This window comes from Pseudomonas sp. M30-35 (genome assembly GCF_002163625.1).
GTDB lineage: Bacteria > Pseudomonadota > Gammaproteobacteria > Pseudomonadales > Pseudomonadaceae > Aquipseudomonas.
This window is the reverse complement of sequence record NZ_CP020892.1, coordinates 1041644-1054925: the sequence shown is the minus strand read 5'-3', so window position 1 is coordinate 1054925 and position 13282 is coordinate 1041644. Positions and strand designations below refer to the sequence as shown.

Genomic DNA, 13282 nt, shown 5'->3' with positions numbered 1-13282 from the left:
AGTATTCCGGCGCGCTTTTACAGTGACTGCGAGTGATACAGCAACAGAGCCTTAAACTTCTGTCGCTGGGCCACCAATCGGTTTTTCAGGCGTGTCTGGCTTATCAGAACCAGGCGTGTTATCCGAATTCAGGCTTGGATCAACAGGCGTACCTGCACCGCCATCGCCCGGCCAGTCACGCGGCTCGCGCGGTATGCGACCACACATGATGTCTTCAATTTGGTCAGCATCAATGGTTTCGTACTTCATCAAGGCTTCAGCCATTGCTTCAAGCTTGTCGCGATTCTCTTCAAGCATGCGCTTGGCAGTATCGTAACAACCATCGATGATGCTGCGAATTTCCTGGTCAATCAGCTTGGCGGTATCGCCAGAAATATTGCTGCTTTGACTGCCCATGCTGCGACCCAGGAATACTTCACCCTCTTCCTCGGCATACATCAGTGGCCCGAGCTTTTCTGACAAGCCCCACTTGGTCACCATGTTCCGAGCCAATTGAGTCGCACGCATGATGTCGTTGGAAGCCCCGGTGGTTACACCATCAAAGCCTAAAGTCATTTCTTCGGCGATACGACCACCGAACAGCGAGCAAATCTGACTGATCAAGGCGCGCTTGCTGAGGCTGTAACGATCCTCCTCAGGCAAGAACATAGTCACACCCAGCGCACGGCCGCGTGGAATGATCGAAACCTTATAGACCGGATCGTGCTCAGGCACCAGGCGGCCGACAATCGCGTGGCCTGCTTCGTGATAAGCGGTGTTGAGCTTTTCTTTATCCGACATGACCATGGTTTTGCGCTCAGCGCCCATCATGATCTTGTCTTTAGCCAGCTCGAATTCTTTCATCTCGACCAGGCGCTTGCCCGAACGCGCAGCGAACAATGACGCTTCGTTGACCAAGTTGGCCAGATCCGCACCGGAGAAGCCCGGCGTACCGCGCGCAATAACAGCGGGCTTGACGTCTTCACCCATTGGCACTTTACGCATGTGCACTTTGAGAATCTGCTCGCGACCACGAATATCTGGCAGCCCCACAACAACCTGGCGGTCGAAACGGCCTGGACGCAGCAATGCCGGGTCGAGTACATCCGGACGGTTGGTTGCAGCAATAACGATGATGCCGTCATTCGCTTCAAAGCCATCCATTTCAACCAGCAACTGGTTAAGTGTCTGCTCACGCTCATCGTGACCGCCACCCATGCCAGCGCCACGATGGCGACCGACGGCGTCGATTTCATCGATAAAGATGATGCACGGCGCATGCTTCTTGGCTTGCTCGAACATGTCACGAACACGCGAAGCACCTACACCGACAAACATCTCGACGAAGTCAGAACCGGAAATAGTGAAGAACGGCACCTTAGCTTCACCGGCAACCGCCTTGGCCAGCAAGGTTTTACCCGTACCCGGCGAGCCGACCATCAGTACGCCGCGCGGGATACGCCCGCCGAGACGCTGGAACTTGCCCGGATCACGCAAGAATTCAACCAGCTCGCTCACTTCTTCCTTGGCCTCGTCGCAACCAGCGACGTCAGCAAAGGTCGTTTTAACCTGGTCTTCAGAGAGCAGACGCGCCTTGCTCTTACCAAAGCTCATCGGCCCGCCTTTACCGCCGGCACCGCCTTGCATCTGGCGCATAAAGAACATGAACACGGCAATGATTACCAGAATCGGGAAACTGGCAACCAGCAACTGCGTCCAGATGCTCTGACGCTCTGGCTGCTTACCGACAATATCGACCTTGTTGTCGATCAAGTCTTTAATCAGGCCATTATCCTGAATAGCCGGGCGCACGGTTTCAAACGAGCTGCCGTCAGAATGCACACCGCTGATGATGTAACCATCAACCGTCACACGCTTAACTTCGCCCTCTTGAACCTGCTGAATGAACTCAGAATAATTGAGCTTATTCGACTCGTTCGGACTAGAGAAATTATTCATCACGGTCACTAAAACGGCCGCGATGATTAGCCACAAGATCAGATTTTTTGCCATGTCGTTCAATTACCTACCCTCTGAAGCAAGCCCGTGCGCGAGCATGCCTCGCATGACGACCAGTTATGTACCGATCTAACTTACTACACTACGCCCCTTTATTGCAGGCGCTGTCTGTAACCCTTTATGAGCCGCGACTCGCGACTCGCGAAATTCCTAATCCAACACGCCTAAATATCTAGGTATACATAAGACTGACAACCCCGTCCTAGGTTTCATAGCGTCAGTCTCTCAAGCCGATTAGTTACCGCGAAATCCGCGCCCAAGCATGTATTGCTCACGCGAACGATCACGTGAAGATAACGGCTTGCGCATTTGCACCTTGTCAAACATTTCACGCACCTGTTTATGGTACGCATCAAAACCTTCACCATGGAAAATCTTGATCAAAAAATCACCGCCCGGCTTGAGCACACGTGCAGATAAGTCTAGCGCCAGCTCGCACAAATACATCGCGCGCGCTTGATCTGCTGTCCTTACTCCACTCATATTGGGGGCCATATCGGAAATCACAAGGTCTACAGGATTATTTCCGACAGCTTCAAGAATCTGCGCAAAGACTTCATCTTCGGTGAAGTCGCCTTGAATGAAGGTTACGTCAGGGATGCTGTCCATTTCCAAGATGTCGGATGCAATCAAAGTGCCTTTGTCGCCAATTACCCGACTGGTCACCTGCGACCAACCACCGGGCGCCGCCCCCAGATCAACCACGGTCATGCCGGGACGCAGAATCCGATCCTTTTCCTGGATTTCCAGCAGCTTGTAGCTGGCTCGCGAGCGATAGCCATCCCTTTGCGCCATTTTGACGTAAGGGTCATCGAAGTGTTCTTTCAGCCAACGCTGGCTAGTTTTGGAACGCGCCACGTGGCACCTCTATTAACATTCGTGAATTTCTGGGCGAGCATTAAAGCGCTCAGGTAAACTGAGCGCCATATTTTCACCAGATCACACGCAGGGATCAGATTATGCCGCTCACTCAAGAGCAGAAGAAACAGTACAAGTCTATCGGCCACCACCTGAAACCGGTAGTAATGGTCGCCGATAACGGTTTGACCGAAGGCGTTTTAGCCGAGCTAGAGCGCGCTATTAACGATCATGAGCTGATCAAGGTACAGGTTCGCATCACTGAGCGCGAAGACCGTATCACCGCGATCAATGAATTGTGCAAATCGGCCAACGCTGAATTGGTGCAGATCATCGGCAAAATGGCGCTGATCTACCGCAAAAATCCGAAAGTGAATAAAAACCTGTCGAATATCAGCCGCTTTCAAGGTTGATGCATACAGCTCTCGGCTATCCACCACAGCCTGCGGTGGATAAGTAAAGCGCCAACCACCCTAACCAGCATGAAACGGTAGGGTGTGACAACGCGCCGCTTGTCCACCCGCTTCAAACGCCCAAACCAAGCGTATACGTCTATCGCATCAGCTCGATGGGTAAAACCTCACCCACCCGACTTGGCGGGCACCGGCTGCAACACCAGAAGCAAGCCGCAGAATGCCAACACCATATAGTTAAACAATTGCCAGCGCGGGGCCTGCAGCTCGAGCCAATGCACGGCAAAATAACCCACCGCCATCAACAACACAGTGAGCAGCAACTGCCCACGAATATCGCGCCACAAGCTGGGCAAGCCCGACGCAGCAATCAGCACAACGGCCTGCAGCACTGCGCAGCATGCCGCCAACCCCACCAGCAATGGCTTCAACGTATCCATCAGGTCGTCAATCAGTAGCGGTGCCAACCCCAACTTAATCAGCGCTGGCATCACCAGGAATTGCAGCAACCAAATACCGCCGACCCAGAAGGTCTGGACGATCAACCAACTGATCGCACCTGCATTCAGTCGCGAAGCAGTTCCTTGCGGCACTGCCCGCGAATTACCAGACCTAAATATGACGGACTTCGACAATTTCGAACTCAATCAAACCGCCCGGCGTTTGAACCACGGCGACATCACCTTCTTCCTTGCCGATCAAGGCACGGGCGATAGGTGAGCTGACCGAGATCTTGCCCTTCTTGATATTGGCTTCGTCGTCACCAACGATTTGATAGGTCACGCTTTCATCGGTTTCGCAGTTAGCGATTTCAACGGTAGTACCGAAGATCACCTTACCGGTGTGCGGGATAGCCGTGACATCGATGATCTGCGCATTCTGCATACGCCCTTCGATATCGCGAATACGCGCCTCAACCATACCTTGCTGCTCGCGGGCAGCATGGTATTCAGCGTTTTCCTTGAGATCACCCAGCTCGCGTGCGGTACCAATGTCTTCACTCAGCTTTGGACGCACGACCTTGGTCAGGTGCAAATGTTCTTCTTCCAGGGCGCGCGCGCCCTGGACGGTCATTGGGTATTTTGTCATGCCTTGATTCCTGCATGGAGATCCTGCAAGCGGCGCACGGTCTTCTCTGGACCAAATTTCAGCGCTTCACAGATAGCCGCACCCGCCGCCAGGGTGGTTGTGCAGCAAATCCGGTGTTGCAGAGCGTTACGACGGATCGAGTAGGAGTCAGCAATCGACTGACGCCCCTCAGTGGTATTGATGATCAGCGTGACTTCGTCATTCTTGATCATATCGACAACGTGCGGGCGACCTTCAGTCACCTTGTTGACGCGACGCACAGGCAAGCCTGCAGCCTCGATCACTTTAGCAGTTCCCGCAGTGGCCACAACCTCGAAGCCCAGCGAGATCAGGTCACGGGCAACGTCAGCCGCTTGCGGCTTGTCATCATCACGCACACTGATAAACGCACAGCCCGAGTTTGGCAGAATTTCGCTAGCACCCAACTGGGCTTTACCGAAGGCCTCACCGAAGCTGTCGCCAACGCCCATCACTTCACCGGTGGACTTCATTTCCGGGCCGAGGATCGGGTCAACACCCGGGAACTTGGCGAACGGGAACACCGCTTCCTTGACGCTGAAGAACGGCGGAATGATTTCCTTGGTGAAACCAATTTCGGCCAATGTCTTGCCTGCCATTACACGCGCAGCCACTTTAGCCAGCGACACGCCGATGCACTTGGACACAAACGGTACGGTACGCGATGCACGCGGATTGACTTCGATGACGAAGATATCCTCGCCCTGCACAGCCATCTGCACGTTCATCAGGCCGATTACGTTGAGTTCGAGGGCCATTTTCTTGACCTGATCCCGAATCTCGTCCTGGATGTGCGCAGGCAACGAGTAAGGCGGCAGCGAACAGGCGGAGTCACCGGAGTGAACACCGGCCTGCTCGATGTGCTGCATGATTGCGCCGATCACCACTTGCTCGCCATCGCTGACTGCATCGATATCGACTTCGATCGCGCAGTTGAGGAAGTGATCAAGCAATACCGGGCTGTCGTTCGACACCTGTACGGCTTCGCGCATATAACGGCGCAGCTCGTCTTCCTGATAAACGATTTCCATGGCACGACCACCCAATACATAGGATGGACGCACAACCAGCGGATAACCGATGGTTTTCGAGGCCGCAAAGGCTTCATCTTCACTACGCGCAGTGGCGTTAGGCGGCTGACGCAAGTTCAGGCGCTCAACCATTTGCTGGAAGCGCTCACGGTCTTCTGCACGGTCGATTGCATCAGGGCTGGTACCAATAATTGGCACGCCAGCTTCCTCAAGGGCACGACACAGTTTCAGCGGGGTTTGCCCACCGTACTGCACGATTACACCTTTAGGCTGCTCAACACGGACGATTTCAAGCACGTCTTCCAGGGTTACTGGCTCGAAGTACAAACGATCAGAGGTGTCGTAGTCGGTCGATACGGTTTCCGGGTTGCAGTTGACCATGATGGTCTCGTAACCGTCTTCACGCATCGCCAGCGCCGCATGTACGCAGCAGTAATCGAACTCGATACCCTGACCAATACGGTTTGGACCGCCGCCCAGGATCATGATCTTGTCGCGAGTCGACGGATTCGCTTCGCACTCTTCCTCGTAGGTCGAGTACATATAAGCGGTGTCGGTAGCAAATTCTGCCGCACAAGTATCAACCCGCTTATACACCGGCAACACTTTTAGCTTGTGACGGTGGCTGCGCAGGTTCTTCTCGGTCACACCCAGCAACTTGGCCAGACGCGCATCAGAGAAGCCTTTGCGCTTGAGCTTGAACATCACATCACGATCGATGCTGGTCAGGCCTTGAGTCTTGATGCGCTCTTCGTCCTTGATCAAATCTTCGATCTGAACCAAGAACCACTCATCAATGTTGGTCAGGGCAAAGACTTCTTCAACTGTCTTGCCAGCACGGAATGCATCACCGATGTACCAGATACGGTCTGCGCCCGGCACAATCAGCTCACGCTTAAGCGTGCTTGCGCTTTCCGGGTCTTTCAGGTCGAGCTTTGGATCAAGCCCTGAAACGCCCACTTCCAGACCGCGCAAGGCTTTCTGCAAGGACTCTTGGAAGGTGCGACCGATGGCCATGACTTCGCCCACAGACTTCATCTGGGTTGTCAGGCGTGCGTCGGCTTTAGGGAATTTCTCGAACGCGAAACGCGGGATCTTGGTTACGACGTAGTCGATCGCCGGCTCGAACGAGGCAGGCGTGCGACCGCCAGTGATGTCGTTCGACAGCTCATCAAGGGTGTAACCGACCGCCAACTTGGCCGCGATTTTAGCAATCGGGAAACCGGTTGCTTTCGACGCCAGTGCCGAGGAGCGCGATACACGCGGGTTCATCTCGATTACGACCATACGCCCGGTATTTGGGCAAATACCGAACTGCACGTTCGAGCCACCGGTTTCTACGCCGATTTCGCGAAGAACGGCCAGCGATGCGTTACGCAGAATCTGGAATTCTTTGTCAGTCAGGGTCTGTGCTGGAGCCACGGTGATCGAGTCACCGGTGTGCACGCCCATTGGATCGAAGTTTTCAATGGTACAAACGATGATGCAGTTGTCCTTTTTATCGCGGACAACCTCCATTTCGTACTCTTTCCAACCGATCAACGATTCGTCGATCAACAGCTCGCGAGTCGGCGACAGATCGAGACCACGGGCGCAGATTTCTTCGAACTCTTCACGGTTGTAAGCAATACCACCGCCAGTGCCGCCCATGGTGAAGGACGGACGAACGATGCACGGGAAGCCGACCTTTTCCAACACCGCATAGGACTCTTCCATGCTGTGCGCGATACCGGATACCGGGCACGCCAAACCGATGTCTTTCATCGCCTTGTCGAAACGTGAACGGTCTTCAGCCTTGTCGATGGTGTCAGCATTGGCGCCGATCATCTCGACACCGAACTTTTCCAGCACGCCGTGCTTTTCAAGGTCCAGCGCACAGTTCAGTGCAGTCTGGCCACCCATGGTTGGCAGCAGCGCGTCTGGACGCTCTTTCTCGATGATCTTGGCCACAGTCGACCATTTGATCGGCTCGATATAGGTGGCGTCGGCCATCGACGGATCAGTCATGATGGTTGCTGGATTGGAGTTCACCAGAATGACCCGGAAACCCTCTTCCTTCAGCGCTTTACAGGCTTGAGCACCCGAATAATCAAACTCGCAGGCCTGGCCGATAACAATCGGGCCGGCGCCGAGGATCAGGATGCTTTTTATATCAGTACGTTTTGGCATTTTTACTCACTCGAATCCGTTGGTCACAGTCAGCAGGCTTAGCGGCGCTTGGCCATGGCTTCGATGAAGCGGTCAAACAGTGGCGCGACGTCATTTGGACCTGGGCTCGCTTCAGGGTGGCCCTGGAAACTAAACGCGACCTTGTCGGTACGCTCGATGCCCTGCAGCGTGCCATCAAACAGTGACTTGTGAATGGCCCGAACATTGTCTGGCAACGTCGCCTCGTCCACAGCAAAGCCGTGGTTCTGGCTGGTAATCATCACCACGCCTGTATCGAGATCTTGAACCGGGTGGTTGGCACCGTGATGGCCGTGGCCCATTTTCACGGTTTTAGCACCCGAAGCCAGCGCTAGCAGTTGGTGGCCGAGGCAGATACCAAATACTGGAATCTCGGTTTGCAACACCTCTTTGATTGCCTGAATGGCGTAGTCGCACGGCTCAGGGTCACCCGGGCCATTGGACAGGAACACACCATCAGGATTCATCGCCAACACTTCGCTGGCAGGCGTTTGCGCCGGCACAACAGTGATACGGCAACCGCGAGCCACCAGCATACGCAGGATATTCAGCTTAACGCCGTAATCGAACGCAACGACGTGATAAGGCAATTCGCTAGCCGGGATTTCAGCGTGGCTATCGGTTTTCAAATCCCAAACAGTTGAGCGCCATTCGTACTGCTCGGTGCAGCTCACGACTTTGGCCAAATCCATGCCCTTGAGACCAGGGAAGCTGCGCGCCAATTCCAAGGCTTTTTCTTCGGTGGCGTCATCGCCAGCCAGAATGCAGCCATTTTGCGAGCCTTTCTCACGCAGAATGCGGGTCAGGCGGCGGGTATCGATACCAGCGATTGCAACAGTGCCATTTTCTTTCAAGTAATCAGCCAGTGACTGTTTGTTGCGCCAGTTACTGGCGATCAGCGGCAGATCACGAATAATCAAACCAGCAGCCCAAACGCGATTCGATTCAGCATCCTCTGGCGTGGTGCCAGTGTTGCCGATGTGCGGATAGGTCAGGGTAACGATTTGCTGGGCATAGGAAGGATCGGTAAGGATTTCCTGATAGCCAGTCATGGCAGTGTTAAAAACCACCTCTCCGATTGTATGGCCGTCGGCACCGATGGCCTCGCCACGAAAAATACTGCCATCAGCGAGAACCAAAATGGCAGCTTTAGGGGCTGGCTTACTCAAGAAAACCTCCGAAGATCAAAGCTTGAAGCAAACGCAGATTGTAAAAAAGCGGGATGACGTGTGAACCGTCATCCCGCTTTTTATATGAATTCATTCTGCGTAACTTTTAGTGGACACACTAAAGCAGAAAGCTTACAGGAAAGTGCGTTTTTGGTCCACCCGACTTACGCTAAAAATTCATCGACTCGGCACCATTGATCGAGTGACTCAATTCAGCTCGAGAACATCCTGCATATCATAGAGCTTGGCTGGCTGATCTTTGAGCCATAAAGCGGCGCGAACAGCGCCCTTGGCAAAGGTCATACGGCTGGATGCTTTGTGGGTGATTTCAACCCGCTCGCCTTCTGCTGCGAACAGCACAGTGTGATCGCCCACCACGTCACCGGCGCGCACAGTGGCAAAACCGATGGTTTCGCGCTCACGCGCACCGGTCTGGCCTTCACGGCCATAAACCGCAACCTTTTCCAGGTCACGACCCAGCGCTTTGGCGACGACTTCCCCCATACGCACAGCCGTACCAGACGGCGCATCAACCTTATGTCGGTGGTGCGCCTCAATGATTTCGATATCAACATCATCACCCAACACCCGCGCAGCAGTGTCGAGCAACTTCAGGCAAAGGTTCACACCCACACTGAAGTTAGCGGCGAAGACGATAGGGATTTGCTTACCTGCTTCGACAAGCAATTGCTTTTCTTCAACGCTGAAACCAGTGGTACCGATAACCATCGCCTTGCCAGCGTTGCGGCAAACCTCAAGGTTTTTCAAGGTGACGGTTGGGTGCGTAAAGTCGATCAGCACATCGAAATCATCAAGCACGCTGCTCAAGTCGCCTGACAGCTCAACGCCAATCTTACCAACCGCTATCAACTCGCCAGCATCCGCACCGACCAGACTGCTATCCGGACGATCAACTGCAGCATTCAGGCTCGCTCCATCAGCCTGCTGTACAGCTTCAATCAGGGTTTTACCCATACGCCCGGCGGCGCCCATCACAGCGATACGTTGCATACCAACCACTCCAAACTGAAAAATAGCCCACTTAAAAATCACCGGCGCACGCTACAACCCACACACATCAATCTCGATGCTGCAAGCGTGCTTCGCCCAAATAAAAAAGCTGCTTAACCCGCAGTTTACTAGGTAAACCTGCACATTAAGCAGCTTTTTCAATACAGCGATGTGCTTGCGATATTCTTACAGATCACCGAAGAAACGCTTAACACCCTCAAACCAGCCATTGGCTTTTGGCGAGTGCGAGCTGTCGCCGTCGATCGACTTGCGGAACTCTTCAAGCAACTCACGCTGACGACGATCCAGGTGCACCGGCGTTTCCACCGCTACACGGCACATCAGGTCACCGGCGCCACCACCGCGCACAGGCGCAACGCCCTTGCCACGCAGACGGAACAACTTACCGGTTTGCGTGCCTTCCGGAATCTTCAACTTGACCCGACCATCCAGCGTCGGCACTTCCAGCTCACCACCTAGCGCTGCATCCGCAAAGCTGATTGGCACCTCGCAATACAGATGCTTGCCATCGCGCTGGAAGATCGCGTGCTCACGCACATTCACCACCACGTACAGGTCGCCAGCCGGGCCGCCCATGGCACCCGCCTCACCTTCACCCGAGAGACGGATACGGTCGCCCGTATCAACACCGGCCGGGACTTTAACCGACAGGGTTTTGTGCTCTTCAACACGACCCTGACCATGGCAAGAATCACATGGATCAGTAATCATCTTGCCGCTGCCGTGGCAGCGCGGGCAGGTTTGCTGCACCGAGAAGAAGCCCTGCTGCATACGCACCTGACCAATACCGCCACAGGTGGTACAGGTCACTGGCGTCGTGCCCTTCTTGGCACCCGAGCCATCACAGGTTTTGCAGTTCGCCAGCGTTGGCACTCGAATGGTCACGGTCGTGCCGCGTACGGCCTCTTCCAGATCCAATTCAAGGGTGTAACGCAAGTCGCTACCGCGCTGCGCACCACCACGACCTCGGCCGCCAGCACCTGCTGCACCACCGAAGAAGTCACTGAACACATCACCGAAAATGTCGGAGAAGTTAGCCCCGCCGAAACCTGCACCGCCAGCACCAGCGCCTCCCATGCTTGGGTCAACGCCTGCGTGGCCATACTGATCATAAGCGGCACGCTTGCTCGAGTCAGAAAGTACTTCGTAAGCCTCATTGGCTTCCTTGAACTTTTCTTCCGAGACTTTATCGTCAGGATTACGGTCCGGGTGATGCTTCATCGCCAGGCGTCGGTAAGCTTTCTTCAGCTCAGCTTCGCTGGCGCCGCGCTCAACACCGAGCACCTCGTAATAGTCACGTTTAGACATAAATCCTCAACACCTTAAACAAATCGTTAAAAAGCTATCGCACCTGCGTCTCTGATTAACGCCTTGCAAATCATTCCCTCCAGACACGCCAACGCGGGAGCAAGCTCCCGCGCGGCGGATCATACAGGTTGTGACTCACGCCACAACCGGCTGGAGCCTTAGCGCATCGTTGAAACCACCAAGGATGCGCCTAGCAAGCGTGCGCTTACTTGTTTTCTTTAACTTCTTCAAACTCAGCATCAACAACGTCATCAGCAGAGCCTTGATCGTTGCCTTCCGGCTGAGCTTCAGCACCCGGCTGCGGCTGCTCGGCGTACATTTTCTGCGCCAGAGGTGCAGTTGCTTCCGAGAGTGCCGCCACTTTAGCGTCGATCTCTTCTTTGCTGTCGCCCTTGACCGCAACTTCGAGTTCGCCAATGGCTTTCTCGATGGTTGCTTTCTCTTCCTCAGTGGCTTTGTCGCCAGCTTCGGTGATCATTTTGCGGGTTGCATGAACCAGTTGGTCGCCCTGGTTACGTGCAGTCGCCAGCTCTTCGAACTTGCGGTCTTCATCGGCGTTAGCCTCAGCGTCGCGCACCATTTGCTCGATTTCTTCCTCGGACAGACCCGAGTTAGCCTTGATCACGATCGACTGAGTCTTGCCAGTCGCCTTGTCTTTAGCGCCTACGTGCAAGATGCCGTTGGCATCAATGTCGAAGGTCACTTCGATCTGTGGCACGCCACGTGGAGCTGGTGGAATCTCAGCCAGATCGAACTTGCCCAGTGACTTGTTCTGCGAAGCTTGCTTACGCTCACCCTGCAGCACGTGAATAGTCACAGCGCCTTGGTTGTCATCAGCGGTCGAGAACACTTGCGACTTCTTGGTCGGAATAGTGGTGTTCTTCTCGATCAGCGCAGTCATCACGCCACCCATGGTTTCAATACCCAGGGTCAGAGGCGATACGTCGAGCAGCAGCACGTCTTTAACGTCACCGGCCAGAACCGCACCTTGAATTGCAGCGCCCATGGCCACAGCTTCGTCCGGGTTCACATCTTTACGCGCTTCTTTACCGAAGAAGTCAGTAACCAACTTCTGTACCAACGGCATACGGGTCTGGCCACCGACCAGAATCACGTCGTTGATCGCACCGACATCAACACCAGCGTCTTTCAACGCGATGCGGCAAGGCTCGATGGTGCGCTGAACCAGATCTTCAACCAGCGACTCTAACTTGGAGCGCGAGATTTTCACGTTCAAGTGCTTAGGACCAGACGCATCTGCAGTGATGTACGGCAGGTTAACGTCAGTCTGCTGGCTCGAAGACAGCTCGATCTTGGCTTTTTCAGCAGCTTCTTTCAGACGCTGCATCGCCAGCGGATCACCTTTGAGGTTCATGCCGCTTTCTTTCTTGAATTCGTCGACGAGGTAGTCGATCAAACGAATATCAAAATCTTCACCACCGAGGAAGGTGTCGCCGTTGGTCGCCAACACTTCGAACTGGTGCTCGCCATCAACTTCAGCAATTTCGATAACCGAAACGTCGAAGGTACCGCCACCCAAGTCATAAACGATGACAGTGTGGTCGCCCTTAGCCTTGTCCATACCGTAAGCCAGAGCGGCTGCGGTTGGTTCGTTGATGATGCGCTTAACGTCCAGACCCGCGATGCGGCCAGCGTCTTTAGTCGCTTGGCGCTGGCTATCGTTGAAGTAGGCCGGAACGGTAATGACCGCTTCAGTTACAGCTTCACCCAGGTAGTCTTCGGCGGTTTTCTTCATCTTTTTCAAGATTTCAGCCGAGATCTGTGGCGGTGCCATTTTCTGATCGTTTACCTGAACCCAAGCGTCAGCATTTTCAGCTTTGACAATCTTGTAAGGCACCATCTGGATGTCTTTCTGTACAACTTCTTCGTCAAAACGACGACCGATCAAACGCTTCACCGCGTACAGGGTGTTGTGCGGATTGGTCACTGCTTGACGCTTAGCCGACTGGCCCACCAGGATTTCGCCATCGTTTGCATAAGCGATGATCGAAGGAGTAGTGCGTGCGCCTTCGGCGTTTTCGATAACTTTGGCTTTGCCGTTTTCAAGAACGGAGACGCAGGAGTTGGTTGTCCCCAGGTCGATACCGATGATTTTACCCATAATTACTCTCCCGAAACTTTGATAATTGCGCACTGGTTCTGAGCCAGTTGCGCTAGC

General features: G+C 54.2%; 10 protein-coding genes. 1 reads left to right on the top strand and 9 read right to left on the bottom strand.

Features of this window, described 5'->3' with window-relative positions; all coding sequences use genetic code 11:
* Window positions 1-51: 51 nt before the first annotated feature.
* Entirely contained in the window at window positions 52-1992 is a 1941-nt protein-coding gene (gene ftsH, locus B9K09_RS04935; protein ID WP_177408638.1) for an ATP-dependent zinc metalloprotease FtsH, read from the bottom strand.
* Between the two features lie 240 nt (window positions 1993-2232).
* Window positions 2233-2856 (bottom strand): 23S rRNA (uridine(2552)-2'-O)-methyltransferase RlmE, encoded by a 624-nt coding sequence (gene rlmE, locus B9K09_RS04930; RefSeq protein WP_087515778.1) that lies wholly within the window; start codon window positions 2854-2856, stop codon window positions 2233-2235.
* Between the two features lie 101 nt (window positions 2857-2957).
* Here rlmE and yhbY point away from each other — a divergent pair, with 101 nt between their 5' ends.
* The gene (gene yhbY, locus B9K09_RS04925; RefSeq protein ID WP_087515777.1) at window positions 2958-3269 is read left to right on the top strand and encodes a ribosome assembly RNA-binding protein YhbY; all 312 of its coding nucleotides are present in this window, start codon (window positions 2958-2960) and stop codon (window positions 3267-3269) included.
* Window positions 3270-3436: 167 nt separating this feature from the next.
* On the opposite strand, the gene B9K09_RS04920 is transcribed toward yhbY, so the two are convergent.
* The 7 genes from B9K09_RS04920 to dnaK all read right to left on the bottom strand — a co-directional run bounded on the left by B9K09_RS04920 (window position 3437) and on the right by dnaK (window position 13225).
* Complete coding sequence (locus B9K09_RS04920) at window positions 3437-3838, bottom strand: DUF4149 domain-containing protein (protein ID WP_087518986.1); 402 nt, start codon at window positions 3836-3838, stop codon at window positions 3437-3439.
* Window positions 3839-3881: 43 nt separating this feature from the next.
* Window positions 3882-4358, bottom strand: a complete 477-nt coding sequence (gene greA / locus B9K09_RS04915; RefSeq protein WP_087515776.1) for a transcription elongation factor GreA — start codon at window positions 4356-4358, stop codon at window positions 3882-3884.
* A complete protein-coding gene (gene carB, locus B9K09_RS04910) occupies window positions 4355-7576 on the bottom strand; it encodes a carbamoyl-phosphate synthase large subunit (protein WP_087515775.1) in 3222 nt (1073 codons plus the stop codon). Before carB ends, greA begins: the two co-directional genes overlap by 4 nt.
* Before the next feature lie 38 nt (window positions 7577-7614).
* Complete coding sequence (carA, locus tag B9K09_RS04905; protein WP_087515774.1) at window positions 7615-8763, bottom strand: glutamine-hydrolyzing carbamoyl-phosphate synthase small subunit; 1149 nt, start codon at window positions 8761-8763, stop codon at window positions 7615-7617.
* Between the two features lie 207 nt (window positions 8764-8970).
* Window positions 8971-9774 carry a 4-hydroxy-tetrahydrodipicolinate reductase gene (gene dapB, locus B9K09_RS04900; RefSeq protein WP_087515773.1) on the bottom strand — a complete coding sequence of 268 codons (804 nt, stop codon included), beginning with the start codon at window positions 9772-9774 and terminating at the stop codon, window positions 8971-8973.
* Window positions 9775-9960: 186 nt separating this feature from the next.
* Window positions 9961-11103, bottom strand: coding sequence for a molecular chaperone DnaJ (gene dnaJ, locus B9K09_RS04895; protein WP_087515772.1), 1143 nt, complete (start codon window positions 11101-11103; stop codon window positions 9961-9963).
* Window positions 11104-11308: 205 nt separating this feature from the next.
* A complete protein-coding gene (dnaK, locus tag B9K09_RS04890) occupies window positions 11309-13225 on the bottom strand; it encodes a molecular chaperone DnaK (protein WP_087515771.1) in 1917 nt (638 codons plus the stop codon).
* Window positions 13226-13282: the final 57 nt, after the last annotated feature.